The organism is Pseudomonas sp. dw_358 (assembly GCF_018449655.1).
GTDB lineage: Bacteria > Pseudomonadota > Gammaproteobacteria > Pseudomonadales > Pseudomonadaceae > Aquipseudomonas.
This window is the reverse complement of the sequence record NZ_JAAVUX010000015.1, coordinates 16,465-31,789: the sequence shown is the minus strand read 5'-3', so window position 1 is coordinate 31,789 and position 15,325 is coordinate 16,465. Positions and strand designations below refer to the sequence as shown.

Sequence of the window (15,325 nt, the reverse complement as noted above, 5' to 3'; positions counted from 1 at the left end):
TCACCACCTAACCACCCGAACAACACCGCCGTGCACCTCAAACCTTAATCCGTTGAAGCCACTGATTCACACGCTCGCACTCAAATGCCGCAGGATCAAAATCATCACCATGCCACTCAATCATCGCCTCATGCTCTGGATGATCGGGGTTGGCCATCGCTTTCAGAAATTCCTCGTAACCGGGCCCGCCACCGACGTCTTCCGGAGGGCATGCATTGGCACCGTCGATGCAGCATGGCACCTGTGGACAGGCAATGGCGGGTAGCGTTTTTTCGACCTTGATACGGTGGTGCCAACTGTCACCGAAGTCATAGAGGTAGTCGAATGTTCGTTTTCCGCTCAGCGCCTTGATCAGCGTTTTACGAGCTTCCGGGTTCACCGTCGGCCCCCAGCCTTCGGGATCGGGCACGCCATAACGCTCGCCGGCAATTTCAAACTCGTGCAGATGACTATCAGTCCAGCCCATGACGGCCTGGATGACATGGTGCAGTTTGCCCAAGGTGATATTTTCAGGCACCGCGAACCGACGCCAGATCGCCGGAGTGATCCACTTCAGTTCAATGTGCAGCAGCAACAAGTCGCTGGCGGGTTTGGGTAAGCGGACAGTTTTAACCATGGATCAAGCGGCCTCGCAGTGTTCAGTGGGGTTGGAGAACATGTTCCAGGGCAGCCATTCGCTCTCCCATGCATCGGCGTTGCCGAATCGCTTTGCGCTGGTCGGGCGGTTGCCCTCGAATTTTGCTCTCGATGATACAAAGCGCCGAGAGAAGGTGCGAGGTGGCGATTCGGTTGGCGGCATGAATTCGGTTTGGCTGACACCACCGCCAGACCCAGCGGCAAGCGGCCCATCATCAGAAGGAACGAGCCCATGTCACTGCCACCGGACGGATTGCCGATTTACCGCGTGCTCACCGAGCCTGATGATGCCGCTTTCTGCCTTCGCGTGAGTGCAGCGTTGAAGATGGGCTACCGGCTGCATGGCGCTCCCGCTGTCACCTTTGATGTGCAGCGTGTGATCGTGGCGCAGGCGATCGTCTGGAAGGGTCTACACCTTCATAATTCGGGTAACGCGCGAATCGATTAAAAAAATGGCACATCGCCATGTCCACGGGTATTCTGGCGGCCCTTTTTTTGGATAGGAATCCACCATGACTCTGAAATTTGCCTCTGCGCTGCTGGCTGTCGCTTGCCTGTCCGGCTGCGTACAGACCGCGTACAGCAAGAGCGTCGCTGTCACCAAGGATGCCAACGGGCATATCGTGCAAACGGTCGAGACCGAGACGGTCACCCAACCTGGCCAGGGTTATCCCATCCGGCTGGAACAGATCAAAGGCGTGCAACGCTGATCGCGTTGATCGGCCCAGTGCTGGCAGGGCCTGCACTGGGCCGAATCGGGTTTCCCCCGTCCTGAGTGACGAGATTTAGCGCCCACCCCGGCCACTACGGCCTTATAGTGTCCTCCAGTGCCAACCGCTCCCTGCGACCTGCGCTCAACCCGCTGCTGGAGAGACACCGCATGCCGCAAGAAAGACTCGACCTGCTGAAACTGCCCAAGCCGGTCCGTGGACCGATCAACGACCTGGTGCGCGCGCTGAATGCCGCCAGTACCCGCGCCGACATCGAGCGCGAAGGCGAGATGCAGATTGCCGTGATTCTCGAGCTGGAGAAGACCCGACGGTTGAAACCGGCAGATATCGAGACGCTGTACATGATTTTTGACGATGCGGTGCAGGAGCGGTTACAGGCGCTGGCCTAGGGCGCCTCGTCGCGGGATCAGTGCTGAGCGCCGGTTACGGTTGCCGGCGATGCTGACGCCCCCTCTCGGCGGAGTTGCGCGGCGATGCCATCACAGGCAAGCCTGACTCCTACACGTTGACCTTGAGCTTGCCCCACCCCTCCTCCACAGGCCATCATCAGGCCACTCTGCCACCTCGTCGCGAAGCACATCCAATGGCCCACCATCCTGCCCCCTTTCCCCGCCACGAGGAAGACCGCCTTCAGTCCCTCCAGCATCTGCGCATACTGGATACCGCCCCCGAGCGAGGCTTCGACGACCTCGTGCTGCTGGCCACGACCCTGTGCGAGGCGCCGATTGCCTTGGTGTCGCTGGTGGATCGTGACCGGCAGTGGTTCAAGGCCTGCGTGGGGTTGGACGTGGGCGAGACCCATCGCGACCTGGCGTTTTGCGCCCATGCGATCCTCGCGCCCGAGGAGGTGCTGGTGGTAGAGGACGCCCGCCTGGACCCGCGCTTCCACGAGAGCCCCCTGGTGCTGGGGCCGCCCTATATTCGCTTTTACGCCGGCGCGCCGATTGTCAGCGAGGGTGGCCAGCCGTTGGGTACCGTTTGTGTGATCGACACACGCCCTCGCCATTTGAGCTCCACGCAACTGAACGGGTTGCAGGCGCTGGCCCAGCAGGCCGCCGCCTTGTTGCAGCTGCGCTGGCTCAATCAGCAGCGCGAGCTGCAGGCAGAGCAGTTGCAGGTCGAGTTGGAGCAGGCCCTGGAGCAGACCGAGCAGGCTCAGCAGTCCTTGCGTCACTCGCGACGGGTGTCGTCGCTGGGCATGCTGACTGCCAGCATTGCCCATGATTTCAATAATCTGCTGCAGGCCTTGAGCGCCAGCCTGCAGATGGTGCGCATGCGCGCCCGGCGACCGCTGGATGTGGAGCGCATCAGTGACACCGGCTTGCAAGCGGTGGAACAGGGGCGGCTGCTGGTGAGCCGCTTGATGAAGCATGTGCGCACCGACGGGCCCGAGGTCATGTGCGTGGATATCAGCGAGCGCATCGAGGCGAGTCGCGAGTTGTTGCTGCGCACCGTCACCGGCGAGCTGGCGCTGTCGTTCGATCTGTCCGCGCGGGGCATGGGGGTGATGTGCGTGGAAGTCCAGCTGCTGGCGGTACTGATGAACCTCGTGGCCAATGCCCGCGATGCCTTGGCCGGGCCTGGCCGGGTGCACATCGCCACGCGGCTGGAGACGGTGGATGACGACCTGGAACTGGCCGAGGGGGATTATCTGGTGCTGAGCGTCAGTGACAACGGCCCGGGCATGAGCGAGGCCGTCGCGGCTCAGGTGCTGGAGCCGTTTTTCACCACCAAGGCAGAGGGACAGGGCACCGGGCTGGGGCTGGCCCAGGTGCAGGAATTCGCTGCCAGCGCCGGAGGATTGGTGCGTATTGCCACGGCACTGGGCGCGGGCACGACCATGAGTCTGTACCTGCGGGTGATCGGCCGGGTCGATGCGGTTTCGGACTAATCGCCAATTACCCTTAAAAGTCCTTAAAGAACCCCTCCGAAGCGCCGATGTAGAGCGTACATGCGACCTCACTTCCTTCGGATGCTACGCCATGTTCAACGCCAAACTCATAAAAGCACACAAAGAGCTTGAACGCCGCCTGGCGCAGCTGGAGCAAGTCAAGACCTCGATGGAAAGCGAGATGATCGCCATGACCATTGCAGCCAATGGCTCGATCGAGTGGGTCAACTCGCTGTTCGAGACCGAGCTGGGTTTCAAGGCCAGCGAGGTGGTCGGCCGCAGGATCAGTGACCTGGTACCCGCCGACGTGGCGCGCGACCCTCACCAGATCCGTTCGCTGACGGCCATCCAGGAGAGCAAGACGTTCAGCGGCGCGCTGCGCCTGTCCCACCGCGACGGCACCCATGTGTGGCTGCGCACCATGGTCGTGCCGCTCAAGGATGAGCAAGGCAAGATTGAGGAAACCCGTCTCTATTCCAGCAACCTGACCCGCACCATCGAGGCTTCCCGCGAGAACGAGAACCTGGTCAAGGGCCTGCTGCGCTCCACCGCCGTGATCGAGTTTTCGCTGGATGGCAAGGTCATCACTGCCAACGATATCTTCCTCGGTGCGATGGGCTATTCACTCAACCAGATCAAGGGCCAGCACCACCGGATCTTTTGCACCCCGGCCGAGACCAGCACCGATGCCTATGCGCGTTTCTGGGAGCGTCTGCGCAAGGGCGAGTATGTGGCGGGTCGTTTTCAGCGGGTCAACAGTGGCGGCCGGGATGTATGGCTGGAGGCGACCTACAACCCGATCATCGACGCCAACGGCAAGCTGTCCAAGGTGGTCAAGTTCGCCACCGTGATCACCGATCAGGTGGACCAGGAGCGTTCGGTGTCCGAAGCCGCCAGCATTGCCTACGCCACCTCGGTGCAGACCGACAGCAGTGCCCAGACCGGCCGTGACGTGATCCAGCAGACCTTGAGCGTGCTGCAACGCCTGGGCGAGTCCATGGAAGAAGCCACCCAGGGCATCGAAGCGCTGGACCGGCAGAGCCAGACCATCGGCACCATCGTCAAGACCATCAGCGGCATTGCCGAGCAGACCAACCTGCTGGCCCTCAACGCGGCCATCGAAGCGGCAAGGGCCGGTGAGCAAGGACGCGGGTTTGCGGTGGTGGCAGACGAGGTCCGGCAACTGGCCTCGCGAACGACCCTGGCGACGCAGGAAATTGTCAGTGTTGTGCGTCAAAACCAGGAATTGGCCTCGACGGCGGTGGGGATCATCGGCTCGAACAAGGAGCAGGCAATTCAGGCGCTGGAGCTGGCCGGGGATGCCGACACCGTGATTCAGGACATGCAACAGCGAGCGCAAACCGTGGTGTCGGCGATCAGCAAGTTTGCCGGGGCTATTTCCAAGTAGACAACTCCTCCTGTGGGAGCAGCCCTTGGGCTGCGTAGCGATGCTATCGCGGGCAATCCCTGCTCCCACACGGCAGTCCGTTACAGCACGATGTAGTCGCAACCCACCTCAATGCCTTGGTGCGGCCCCTTGAGCAACTGCACATAGCGCCCCCCCACCTGATCGATAGGAATGCAGTCGTCCACTTCCAGCAGGGCATCCACGTGCCCTTGCTGCCAGCCTTTGATCATTCGCGAGCGCGCCTGTGTACGGGCAGCGGCTTTGTCCGTCGCCACCACCAGCAAATAATGATGGGCCTCGCCAAACACCCCGGGCTCGTAACCGCCCAGGTTGATGAAGTACAGCCGTGGCTCGTGCGCACCGGGCGCCAGGTCGCTCATCTGCACCTTCCATGCGTCCACACCGTCAACCCGCATCCAGGCATCGATGTGCACACCCTTGGCGCTGCCAAACCAGGCCTCGCGCAACTGTGGGTAAGCGGATTGCAAATCCGGCGCAACGACGAACACCACGTCGTGCACTTCGATACTGGCCCGTGGGTGCCTGCCCCCCAGCATCACCACATGGAGGCGCGCTTCAGCCATGCACCGAGACCTGGTTGCGGCCGCCCTTCTTCGACGCGTACAGCGCCTGGTCGGCCCATTCGATCAGTTCCTTGTAATCCTTGGCCGGGCTATTGAGGTCGGCCACGCCGAGGCTGATGGTGAACGGTATGCGCGCGCCTCCGTGGAACACTTCTTCAGCTTCGATGGCGGCGCGTATGCGTTCGGCAAGAATACGCCCGCCGGCCTTGTCGGTGCCGGGCAAGAGGATGGCAAACTCCTCGCCGCCGTAGCGCCCGACGATATCGGCATCGCGCACCAGAGCCTTGGCCACACTGGCCACCCGCTGGATCACCACGTCGCCCACCGGGTGCCCGTAGGTGTCGTTGACCCGCTTGAAGTGATCGATGTCGAACATGATCAACGCCGCGGCGTGGCCATACCGGCTGTGCCGGGCGAACTCCAGTTTCAGCGATTCTTCCCAGTGGCCACGGTTGTACAGCCCGGTCAACCGGTCGGTACTGGACAGCTCTTGCAGTTGCAGATTGCTGCTCTGCAGTTGCCGGCGATTGACTGCCACGTCAGTGACGTCATAGATCACCACGCAAATATGGTTGATCTCGCTGGTGACCGAACGCAGCGGCAAGAAAGTGGTGTTCTGATACATGAACTCTTCTTGCGCCGTGATCGGCTGATAGTTCTTGAACTTGACCAGATACGGCCGCTGCTCCCAGACGGTGAACGCCGGGGTGCCGAGGGTCGCCACGCTCTCCACTTTCTTGCGGAACCAGCTGTCGCTGACTTCCGGAAACAGCGCGAAAAATGAATGATTCAAGGCATCCCGTGACGGCACCCCGGAACGGTTTTCCATGAAGGAGTTCCACACCTGCACCTGATAGTTGCGGTCCAGCACCACCACCCCAACGTCAATGCTCTGGGTGATCGCCAGCAACCAGTGAAGCTCGTTGATTTCGATTTGCGCGGACATAGTCAATTCATCAAGTAGGCGAGTTTGTTGCGCAGCCGTTGCACCGAGTCTTCGGTAAACAGCAGCAGCAAATCGAAGTGGATGCCATGACCTTCCAGCGCGTAGCTGATTTCCACCGCGAGGGTGGGCTTCCAGCGGGGCTGGTTGCTACGAATCAGATCATCGATCGGCATGTGCACGCCCAATTGCTGCGGGTGGTTCTGCGCAAACTGCACGTCGACCTGCTCGGCGATGCCGCTCAAGCAGGCGCCCACCAGCAGCGACGACAGGTCCAGCAGCATTTCCGTGTCGGTGTATTCGTTGGCCTGGGCGCGCAGCATCAGGCGGCCGAGGTCAGCGACGTCGCAGTCGTGGTAGATCACCAGCGCCTCGCCGGCGATACCACTGCCGATGAAGCCTTGGCAAATGGCGGTGAGCTGCGGGTTGGCGTGAGCGTCGGCGAGGGCCATTTGCAGCTCGCCGACGTAGAGGATGTTGACGTTGGGCACCGGCAGTTCGACGAACACATTCAGCACCCGTGCCATCAGCGCGGCCGCGCGGCCCATGGCCACGTTGACCACTTCGCGCAGGGCTTCGTTGAAGCTCACCTCGGCGTTGGCACTGGGCCGCGCCGGGAAGGCAGTGCGGCCGGGAGCGCCTATCAGCCCCAAGCGTTTGAGCGTGGCGTACAGGTCATCGGGAGCCACGGGCTTTTTCAGGAAAGCCAGCGCGCCCAACGCCATGACACGGCGCACGGCTTCATCCTGCACATCCCCGGACACCACGATGATCCGCGAGGCATGGCCCTCGTCGCGCACCGCTTCGAGCAACTGGTAGCCGTCCATGACCGGCATGGTCAGGTCCAGCAGCACAACCTGGCCTTGGGCCCGACGAATGGCTTCCAGCCCCTCCTGACCGTTGGTGGCCTGGGTCACCGACACTGCCCAGTCCTGGGGCAGTGCACGCAACAATTGCTTGCGCGCCATGCTGGAGTCATCACAGATCAACAGGGGAACGGCAGCCATCAGCAAATATTCTCGGTCGTTGAACGTGAGTGTGCACTGCATTGGGGCTTTGTATTGCCCACGATACCGACAAAAGCAAGAACGTTGCCACTCTTTCGCCATGCTATTGATTACATCGAACCGGCAAACAAAATGTTCAGCTCTGCCAAACGCCGCCGATAACTCGGTCTAGAGCACAGCCTCGCAGCCTTAAAACCGACAATTCATGCGGCGTGTTTCGTATTTGGCAGCTTTTTGGAGAAATGCATGAACACTTGGTTTGGCAACATCAGCGTAACCTTGAAGCTCTGCCTGGGCTTTGGCCTTGTGCTGGTGTTGACCGCTCTGCTGGCGCTGATCGGCTGGACCAGCCTGGGTGGGTTGATCGCCCGCAGCAACTGGATGGGGGATATCTCCCAGCTCAACAGCGGGCTGACGAAACTGCGCGTGGTGCGTTTGCAATACATGCTCACCAATGGTGACGAGACCGCCGCCCAGGCAGTACAAGTCCAGCTGGATGCCTTCAGCGCGCAACAACGTCAGTTGCTGGACACGTTCAAGAGCCCGGATAACTTGCAGCGTCTGCAAGAGCAGAACAAGCGTATTGCCGACTACGGCCAGTCCCTGACCCGCATGCGCCAAGGCTATGTGGCCAGCGCCACCGCGCGGGTGAACATGGCCGATGCCGCCACCAACGCTTACGCCCTGGTGGAAGAGATGAACAAGACCGTGCTGGCGGAGCCGGCCGGGGAAACCCAGGTCGCTCACATCGGGGCCGTCACCCAGGCCCGCGAACAGGTCATGGCGGTACGCTATGAAGTGCGCGGGTACGCCGGGAACGTCACCGAAAAAACCGAACAGACCGCTTTCGCCCAAATGGACACGGCTATAGCTGCCCTGCCCGCCTTGCAGGCTGCGCTGCCCGACCAACAAGCCACCTTTGCAAAGTTGCAGACGGCGCTGGGCGCCTACCGTGATGCCTTGCGCGCGTTCAAGGCCGACATCGGCGAGATCAACGCCGCGCGCAAGGACATGACCGAGCAAGGCAACGACATCGTGCGCCTGAGCGACGAGCTGTTCCAGATCCAGGTCGACCGCCGCGACGAAGAAAGCGCCCAGGCCCGCACTCTGCAAGTGGGCGCCGCGCTGCTGGCATTGTTGCTCGGCATGTTATCGGCCTGGATCATCACGCGGCAGATCACCCGCCCCCTGCAACAGACGATGGCCGCCGTGGAGCGCATCGCCGGTGGTGACCTGAGCGAGACGCTGGTAGTCACCCGCCGCGACGAACTGGGCGTGCTGCAACAAGGTATTCAGCGCATGTCCGCAACCCTTCGCCAGCTGATCGGCGGGATTCGCGACGGCGTGTCGCAGATCGCCAGCGCCGCTGAAGAACTGTCCTCGATCACCGAGCAGACCAGCGCCGGGGTCAACAGCCAGAAAATCGAAACCGACCAGGTGGCCACGGCCATGCACGAGATGACCGCCACCGTGCAGGAAGTCGCGCGCAGTGCCGAGCAGGCGTCCGAAGCCGCCACCGATGCCGACCGTGAAGCCCGCGCCGGTGACAAGGTGGTGGCCGAGGCCATTGCCCAGATCGAGCGTCTGGCCGAAGAAGTGCGCCGCTCCACCGAAGCCATGACCAATTTGCAGAACGAGAGCAACAAGATCGGCAGCGTGATGGACGTGATCAAGGCGGTGGCCGAGCAGACCAACCTGCTGGCCCTCAACGCCGCCATCGAGGCCGCGCGCGCCGGTGAAGCAGGACGGGGTTTTGCTGTGGTTGCCGATGAAGTGCGCGGGCTGGCCCAGCGTACGCAGAAGTCCACCGAGGAAATCGAAGGCCTGGTGGCCGGCCTGCAAAGCGGCACCCAGCAAGTGGCGGCGGTGATGCTCAACAGCCGCAACCTGACCGACAGCAGTGTCGAGTTGACGCGGCGTGCCGGGTCTTCGCTGGAAACCATCACCCGCACGGTGTCGAATATCCAGGCGATGAACCAGCAGATCGCCACCGCGGCCGAAGAGCAGAGCGCGGTGGCCGAAGAGATCAGCCGCAGCATCGTCAACGTCCGCGATGTGTCGGAGCAGACCGCCTCGGCCAGCGAACAGACCGCCGCATCAAGCGCCGAGCTGGCGCGGCTGGGTGGGCAGTTGCAGACCTTGGTAAGTCATTTCAAGGTGTGAGGGTGTCTACAGGAATGCCCTGAAGCGTGCTTACTCTGCCGACTCGACCTTGCGCGTTTCAAAGTAGAACGCGTTAGGGTCCACCCCGGCCTTGAAGAACCAGCCGTAATCCATCAGGTAGTACACCGTCTCCACCCGTTTGTACTCATCACCGTCGGTGCTGCAGCGCAAGGTCCGGGCGTTGCCGGTGAAGGCCGGGTTGAGCGTGCTGGCCGGGCCGTCGGCGGTGACGTCGCAGTGCACCGTGGTGGGGTCGCGGTCATAGGCGCCAGCGGCGCTGTTCACTGTCACGCCCACGCTCATGTAGCTCAGCTTTTCTCCCACCGGCAGGGTCTGCCAGTTGCCGCTGAAGGTCAGCCCCAGCAGTTGCTGGTTGCTGACCATCTCTTGGCCTTCGCTTTGAAAACGGTTCTGGCCCGCCAGCGAGAACAAACCTCGGAAGGTCACTGAGCTGCCCTCATACCCCTCCCCGCGGGCACGCACCACCATCTGGCCGGTGGCCCGGTCCGTGTCGAAGTACTGATCCTCATGCAACGTCCCGGCCTTGCCTTTGAGGCTGGAGGTACCGGTTTCAAGCACATGTTTGAGAGATTTGGGTGGCGCGCGCAGACCGAGGCGCTTGATCGCCGTCAGCGCCTCGGGGGTCACACCGGGCATTTTCATCGCGGCGGGCGCCATGGCCCGCACCGTGAATGCAGGCAGCTGCGCCAGGCGCTCGGGCTTCTTGCACACCAGTTCGAACAGCAGGCGGTAGTCCACATGGGCCTTGGCCACGGGCGCCGATTTGGGGTGTTCGAAGACCTTGCCATCGGTCACGGTCTGTTTGTCGTCCAGGTCGAAAGCGGCCAGCAGGCTGTAGGTCTGCTGGCCGCAATCGACGGCATAGTGCTCGCGCTTTTGCGCGACGGGGGCGTTGTAGGGTTTGTCATGGCCCAGTTGCGGCTCGTCGTAGGCACCCCAGAGCTGGGTGACGCCGCCTTCGGTCTTCAGGCTGCTGCGGTCGATCAGGATCATCGAATCCTTGGCCGTGCCGTGAGCCACCCGCCAGTCCGCCGCCGGCAGTTGGCTGCAGGCCAGCTGGAAGGCCGTGTTGGCCTTGAGCTGAGCGAGGTATTTGCCGGGGATGCCGGTCGGGGGCGCGTACTTGCCGTCCTTGCTGCCGAGGTAGACGCGCTGGGCGCCGTCGAGGTAGATCAACCGCGCGCCGCTGCCATCGCAGTTGGCATCCATCTGCGCTTGATAGGGCTCAGCCCCTTCCTTTTTCGATTGCGCCACCGCATAGCTCAGGCGCTGACCGTCGCGCATCAGGCTGGCAGGGATCGGCGAGCCGGCCAGGGTGTCGGCCAGCATCTGTTCGGCGGCCGAGGGCGGTGTGGCCTCGGCCGCTGTTTCCGGCGTTCCCGGCGTGCTCGGCTTGCTGGCACAACCGGCGAGCACCAGCGCGCCCAGGCCCAGACACAGCGTCGCGCGCGGGGTCATTTGACGATTTTGCCAACGCCACGTCCGCGAGGGTCAGACGCGGTCTGCACCGTGGTGCCCGTGACCTGCACGGCCTGGATATCGCCCATGCTCCAGCCTTGGTTCTGCAAGGTGTAGCCCATGCCCTGGAGCTCATCGGCCACGGGGCTGACCAGCGGTGCGAAGGTGTCGAAGAAAATCGTGTCCTTGGGCAGCAACTGATGGTGCACACGCTGGGCCGCCACGGCCTGATCCAGCGGCAGGTGATAGTCGTAGATGTCGTTGATCACCTGGAAGATCGAAGTGAAGATCCGCGAACCGCCCGGCGTGCCGATGACCAGCTTGACGTTGCCGTTGCGGGTAATGATGGTCGGTGCCATGGACGAGAGCATGCGCTTGCCCGGGCTGATGGCGTTGGCGTTGCCGCCCACCACACCGAAGGTGTTGGCCACGCCGGGCTTGGCGCTGAAGTCGTCCATCTCGTCGTTCATGAGAAATCCGGCGCCCTTCACCACCACGCCACTGCCGTATTCCCAATTGAGCGTGTAGGTGTTGCTGACCGCGTTGCCTTCCTTGTCGATGATGGAGAAGTGCGTGGTCTGGCGTGACTCCAGGCCCGGCTTGACCTTGTCCGTAGGCGAGATTGCCGTCGGGTTGATCTCGGCCGCACGCTTTTTGAGGTATTCGGCAGAGATCAGGTGGTGCACCGGCACCTGGGTAAAGGCCGGGTCGCCGAGGTAATCGGCACGGTCAGCGAAAACCCGCTTCTCGATTTCCGCGAGCAAATGGATGTAGCGCGAGGAGTTCAACGGTACGCCCTTGAAGTCCGCCGCACGCAGCTCCTTGATGCCCAGCAACTGGGCCAGGGCGATACCACCGGAGCTGGGCAACGGCGCGGTGTAGATGACGTTGCCGCGCCAGGTGATGCGGATCGGCTCACGCCATTCGGCGCGGTAATCCTGCAGGTCCTGATGGGTGATCAGGCCTTTGTCGTGCTGCATCTGCGCCACCAGCAACTGCGCGGTCTTGCCGCGATAGAAATCCTTGGCGCCCTGCTCGGCGATGCGCCCCAGGGTTTCGGCCAACTCGGGCTGGCGCAAGGTGTCGCCGGCCTTCATGGCACCGAAGTAGTCAGCGAAGTTGGTGCTGTTGTTGTAGGTGGTCATTGCGTCTTGCTGGTACTGCGCCTGACGGTCGGCCACAGTGAAACCATTCTTCGCGTAGGCGATGGCCGGGGCCAGCAGCTCGGCCCAAGGCAACTTGCCGAAACGCCGATGCACTTCCCACATGCCCAGCACGGTGCCAGGCACACCGCTGGCCTTGGCGCCGACCAGGCTGGCGTTCTTGATCACCTCGCCCTTGTCGTCCAGGTACATGTTGCGGGTGGCCGCCTTGGGCGCCACTTCACGATAATCGAGGAAGTAAGGTTTGCCATGCACGTACAAGGTCATGAAGCCGCCGCCGCCGATGTTGCCAGCTTCGGGGTAGGTCACCGCCAGTGTGAAGGCCGTCGCTACCGCAGCATCGACGGCGTTGCCGCCTTTTTTCAGAATCTGCGCCGCCACCTCGGCAGAGTACTGATCGGGAGCCGCCACCGCCCCTGCATCCAACGCCACGGCATAGGCCGACGAACTGGCAAGCAGAGCGGCGCTGAGCGCCAACGAACGAAAACAGACGACGCGCATGAAGTGTCCTTAGCGACGGAATTGGTACGAATGATGTCATTAAGGCTCATGTGATCGCAGTTATCAAATACTCAACACGCGTATTGCGCCAGCTTGGCCTGAATGAAGTCGAGAAAGCACTGAATCCGCAGGGCCAATTGCGAGTTACGGTAGTAGACCGCGTTGATCGGCTGACGATAGCCGCTGTTGGCGTCGGCGAGCAAAACCACCAGGCGCCCCTGTTCGATGTCAGCGAAGGTCATGAAATGTGACAGGCACACCACCCCCTCGCCGGCCAGCGCCAGGTGGCGCAAGGTCTCGCCGCTGGAAGCGGACAGATGAGGTCGAATCAGCCAGCGGTCCCCCTCCTCGTGGCGCAGGGGCCAGTGGTTGAGAGTCTCGGTATGAGTGAAACCCAGTAGCGTGTGATCGGCCAGGTCCTGCACCCGCTGCGGCGTGCCACGGCAGGCCAGATACTCGGGGCTGGCGAGGATGTTCAGCGGGCTGCAGCCCAATGAGCGGGCATGCAGGCTGGAGTCGGCCAGTGCGCCAATGCGGATGGCGATGTCGGTGCTTTGCTCCAGCAGGTCGATGATCAGGTCGTTGCTGTTGAGCTCAAGCTGGATGTCCGGGTAGAGCGCGCGAAACTCGCCCACCCAGGGCACGATGGCGTGCAGCATGAAGGGTGAGGCCGCATTGATCCGCAAACGCCCGGAGGGCCGCTGATGACGGGCCGCCAGGCGCTCTTCGACGGCGTCCATCTGACCGAGAATGAGCCGCGCCTGCTCGAAGAAGTAACGGCCCTCTTCCGTCAGGTCCATGCGCCGGGTGGTGCGGTTGATCAGCGTGGTGTCGAGCTTGGCTTCGAGGCGCGACAGGCTGCGGCTGACCGCCGAAGGCGTTTGCCCCAATTGTTCGGCCGCCGCCGAGATCGAGCCGCACTCGATCACCGCGACAAACAGTTGTAACTCATCGGATCGGGCCTTCACCGCAGTGCTCCTTCAGCAGAACCGCGATGTAACCGCACAATGGGTTCAGATGCCAGTGCCCAGAACCTTGAGCAGGTGTGCCTGGTAGCGGGCCACGTCGCCTTCGATGTTCGGACGCTTCATCACGTCGACGCTGAGAAAGGTCGGCAGCGCGGTCATGCCCAGGAACTCGTTGGCCTTGTGGAACGCAAAGTAGACCGCGTCCACACCCTTGCCTTCGAAGAAGTCGGTGGGGTCATCGAACGCCTGCTGCGGCGCGTTCCAGGTGGCGGCAATCATGTACTGCTTGCCCTTGATCAGACCGCCGCTGCCGTACTTCTGCGAGGCATCGGAGCGAGTGCGACCGTCATTGGCATAAAGGCTGCCGTGGCCTTCGGTGAAGACTTCGTCGATGTATTTTTTCACCGTCCAGGGCGCACCCATCCACCAGCCGGGCATCTGGTAAATGATGACGTCGGCCCAGAGATATTTCTGCACTTCTTCGCTGATGTCGTAGCCACCGTCGATGAAAGTGGTCTGCACGTCGAAACCGGCGTGGTCCAGGGCCGACACGGCAGCGTCGTGCAGGGTGGTGTTATAGCGGCCTTCGGAATGGGCAAATTGCTTGCCGCCGTTGAGGAGCAGAATCTTTTTCATGGGGCGTGCCTCGTTAATGAATGGAGGCAGGTTACCGGGGGATCAAGGTAAGAGTAAGGCAGGGTGGGGCAAATGACCTTTGCCTATAGGGAACGAATGGAAGCCAATTAATGCATTTGATTGAGAGGATGACTTCACCTGAAGCCGCGGGATTCTAAGGCTGGCTGGAATAGCTTCGGCTGCCACTGCACCCGGTGGGAGCAAGGCTCGCCTGCGATGGCATCATCGGTCGATCCCGCCCGACCGGGTCACCTGCATCGGGCCCAAGGGCTGCTCCCGCAGGGGGCGGGGTCAGCCTCGGGCCTAGGCTCAATCGCACAGCCACTACGCTTTGCGATACCCCTTGATGATCGCCGAAAAGTCCAGCCCGCCCTCCCCGCGCAGGCTCATCGCCTGATACAACTGCTGCGCCACCGCCCCCAGCACCACCGGCTGGTGGACCTGACGCGCGGCCTCGGTGGCCAGGCCAAGGTCCTTGAGCATCAACTCGGCACCGAAACCGCCGGTATAGCCCCGCGACGCGGGTGCCGTGTCGATAATCCCCGGCCAGGGGTTGTAGGTGTCCGAACTCCAGCATCGTCCGGTGGAGCTGTTGAGAATTCCGGCGAGCACCTGGGTGTCAATGCCCAGGGCATCCCCCAGCGCCATGGCCTCCGAGACACCGATCATGGAAATTCCCAGCAGCATGTTGTTGCAGATCTTGGCGATCTGCCCAGTACCGACGCCGCCGCAATGGACGATGTTGCGGCCCATCTGCGCCAATACCGGTTGCAGGGTCGCAAATAATTCTGGGCTCGCGCCGACCATGAAGGTCAGTGTTCCTGCCTGAGCGCCGCCGGTGCCACCGGACACCGGCGCGTCGCCCAGGCTCACGCCTTGCCTGGCGGCGGCGGCGCAGATGTCCCGTACGGTCTGCGGGTCGATGGTGCTGCAATCCACGGTCGGGGTGCCGGGACGGATGCCGGCCAGCACGCCGTCCTCGTTCAGGTAGACGCTGCGCACATGGGCGGCCGCCGGGAGCATGGTGATCACCAGTTCCGCCACGCGAGCGGCGTCCCGTGGCGAGTCGCTGACCTGGCCGCCCAGTTCCGCCAGCTCGCCAAGCACTTGTTGATTGAGGTCGAACAGATGCAGGGTATGGCCCGCCTTGATCAGGTTGCGCGCCATCGGGGCGCCCATGTTGCCCAGGCCGATGAATGCAATGTGCATGATCGT

15 protein-coding genes are annotated in these 15,325 nt (G+C 62.4%); 6 read left to right on the top strand and 9 right to left on the bottom strand.

The window, feature by feature from the left end; all coding sequences use genetic code 11:
- Positions 1-37 precede the first annotated feature (37 nt).
- A complete protein-coding gene (locus tag HB675_RS19550) occupies positions 38-616 on the bottom strand; it encodes a plasmid pRiA4b ORF-3 family protein (RefSeq protein WP_213880572.1) in 579 nt (192 codons plus the stop codon).
- A 252-nt stretch (positions 617-868) separates the two neighbouring features.
- On the opposite strand from HB675_RS19550, the gene HB675_RS19545 reads away from it, so the two are divergent.
- From HB675_RS19545 to HB675_RS19525, 5 genes are all read left to right on the top strand, one after another.
- On the top strand, positions 869-1,084 hold the full coding sequence (locus HB675_RS19545) for a DUF1737 domain-containing protein (RefSeq protein ID WP_213880570.1): 216 nt from the start codon (positions 869-871) through the stop codon (positions 1,082-1,084).
- Between the two features lie 64 nt (positions 1,085-1,148).
- A complete protein-coding gene (locus HB675_RS19540) occupies positions 1,149-1,346 on the top strand; it encodes a hypothetical protein (protein WP_213880695.1) in 198 nt (65 codons plus the stop codon).
- A 170-nt stretch (positions 1,347-1,516) separates the two neighbouring features.
- Positions 1,517-1,756 (top strand): hypothetical protein, encoded by a 240-nt coding sequence (locus HB675_RS19535; protein WP_213880568.1) that lies wholly within the window; start codon positions 1,517-1,519, stop codon positions 1,754-1,756.
- A gap of 194 nt (positions 1,757-1,950) precedes the next feature.
- Positions 1,951-3,258 (top strand): ATP-binding protein, encoded by a 1,308-nt coding sequence (locus HB675_RS19530; RefSeq protein ID WP_213880566.1) that lies wholly within the window; start codon positions 1,951-1,953, stop codon positions 3,256-3,258.
- 91 nt (positions 3,259-3,349) lie between these two features.
- Positions 3,350-4,666 (top strand): methyl-accepting chemotaxis protein, encoded by a 1,317-nt coding sequence (locus HB675_RS19525; protein WP_213880564.1) that lies wholly within the window; start codon positions 3,350-3,352, stop codon positions 4,664-4,666.
- 80 nt (positions 4,667-4,746) lie between these two features.
- Here the strand turns inward: HB675_RS19525 and HB675_RS19520 are convergent, their stop codons facing one another.
- Genes HB675_RS19520 through HB675_RS19510 form a run of 3 tightly spaced genes read right to left on the bottom strand, consistent with a single transcriptional unit; the run spans position 4,747 to position 7,200 of the window.
- Positions 4,747-5,250, bottom strand: coding sequence for a DUF1543 domain-containing protein (locus HB675_RS19520; RefSeq protein ID WP_213880563.1), 504 nt, complete (start codon positions 5,248-5,250; stop codon positions 4,747-4,749).
- Entirely contained in the window at positions 5,243-6,196 is a 954-nt protein-coding gene (locus tag HB675_RS19515; RefSeq protein ID WP_213880562.1) for a diguanylate cyclase, read from the bottom strand. Before HB675_RS19515 ends, HB675_RS19520 begins: the two co-directional genes overlap by 8 nt.
- 2 nt (positions 6,197-6,198) lie before the next feature.
- Complete coding sequence (locus HB675_RS19510) at positions 6,199-7,200, bottom strand: response regulator (protein ID WP_213880560.1); 1,002 nt, start codon at positions 7,198-7,200, stop codon at positions 6,199-6,201.
- 246 nt (positions 7,201-7,446) lie between these two features.
- On the opposite strand from HB675_RS19510, the gene HB675_RS19505 reads away from it, so the two are divergent.
- Entirely contained in the window at positions 7,447-9,363 is a 1,917-nt protein-coding gene (locus HB675_RS19505) for a methyl-accepting chemotaxis protein (RefSeq protein ID WP_213880558.1), read from the top strand.
- Between the two features lie 30 nt (positions 9,364-9,393).
- Here the strand turns inward: HB675_RS19505 and HB675_RS19500 are convergent, their stop codons facing one another.
- The 5 genes from HB675_RS19500 to mmsB form a co-directional block, all read right to left on the bottom strand.
- Positions 9,394-10,842, bottom strand: coding sequence for a hypothetical protein (locus HB675_RS19500; protein WP_213880556.1), 1,449 nt, complete (start codon positions 10,840-10,842; stop codon positions 9,394-9,396).
- Positions 10,839-12,506 carry a gamma-glutamyltransferase gene (ggt, locus tag HB675_RS19495; protein WP_213880554.1) on the bottom strand — a complete coding sequence of 556 codons (1,668 nt, stop codon included), beginning with the start codon at positions 12,504-12,506 and terminating at the stop codon, positions 10,839-10,841. The genes HB675_RS19500 and ggt overlap by 4 nt, the downstream gene beginning before the upstream one ends.
- A 71-nt stretch (positions 12,507-12,577) precedes the next feature.
- A complete protein-coding gene (locus HB675_RS19490) occupies positions 12,578-13,474 on the bottom strand; it encodes a LysR substrate-binding domain-containing protein (RefSeq protein ID WP_213880552.1) in 897 nt (298 codons plus the stop codon).
- Between the two features lie 45 nt (positions 13,475-13,519).
- On the bottom strand, positions 13,520-14,110 hold the full coding sequence (locus HB675_RS19485) for an NAD(P)H-dependent oxidoreductase (protein ID WP_213880550.1): 591 nt from the start codon (positions 14,108-14,110) through the stop codon (positions 13,520-13,522).
- A gap of 324 nt (positions 14,111-14,434) precedes the next feature.
- Complete coding sequence (gene mmsB, locus HB675_RS19480) at positions 14,435-15,319, bottom strand: 3-hydroxyisobutyrate dehydrogenase (RefSeq protein ID WP_213880548.1); 885 nt, start codon at positions 15,317-15,319, stop codon at positions 14,435-14,437.
- Positions 15,320-15,325: the final 6 nt, after the last annotated feature.

Coding starts and splice junctions, on each gene's coding strand:
- HB675_RS19550 (WP_213880572.1), bottom strand. CDS start 616: ATGGTTAAAACTGTCCGCTTACCCAAACCCGCCAGCGACTTGTTGCTG.
- HB675_RS19545 (WP_213880570.1), top strand. CDS start 869: ATGTCACTGCCACCGGACGGATTGCCGATTTACCGCGTGCTCACCGAG.
- HB675_RS19540 (WP_213880695.1), top strand. CDS start 1,149: ATGACTCTGAAATTTGCCTCTGCGCTGCTGGCTGTCGCTTGCCTGTCC.
- HB675_RS19535 (WP_213880568.1), top strand. CDS start 1,517: ATGCCGCAAGAAAGACTCGACCTGCTGAAACTGCCCAAGCCGGTCCGT.
- HB675_RS19530 (WP_213880566.1), top strand. CDS start 1,951: ATGGCCCACCATCCTGCCCCCTTTCCCCGCCACGAGGAAGACCGCCTT.
- HB675_RS19525 (WP_213880564.1), top strand. CDS start 3,350: ATGTTCAACGCCAAACTCATAAAAGCACACAAAGAGCTTGAACGCCGC.
- HB675_RS19520 (WP_213880563.1), bottom strand. CDS start 5,250: ATGGCTGAAGCGCGCCTCCATGTGGTGATGCTGGGGGGCAGGCACCCA.
- HB675_RS19515 (WP_213880562.1), bottom strand. CDS start 6,196: ATGTCCGCGCAAATCGAAATCAACGAGCTTCACTGGTTGCTGGCGATC.
- HB675_RS19510 (WP_213880560.1), bottom strand. CDS start 7,200: ATGGCTGCCGTTCCCCTGTTGATCTGTGATGACTCCAGCATGGCGCGC.
- HB675_RS19505 (WP_213880558.1), top strand. CDS start 7,447: ATGAACACTTGGTTTGGCAACATCAGCGTAACCTTGAAGCTCTGCCTG.
- HB675_RS19500 (WP_213880556.1), bottom strand. CDS start 10,842: ATGACCCCGCGCGCGACGCTGTGTCTGGGCCTGGGCGCGCTGGTGCTC.
- ggt (WP_213880554.1), bottom strand. CDS start 12,506: ATGCGCGTCGTCTGTTTTCGTTCGTTGGCGCTCAGCGCCGCTCTGCTT.
- HB675_RS19485 (WP_213880550.1), bottom strand. CDS start 14,110: ATGAAAAAGATTCTGCTCCTCAACGGCGGCAAGCAATTTGCCCATTCC.
- mmsB (WP_213880548.1), bottom strand. CDS start 15,319: ATGCACATTGCATTCATCGGCCTGGGCAACATGGGCGCCCCGATGGCG.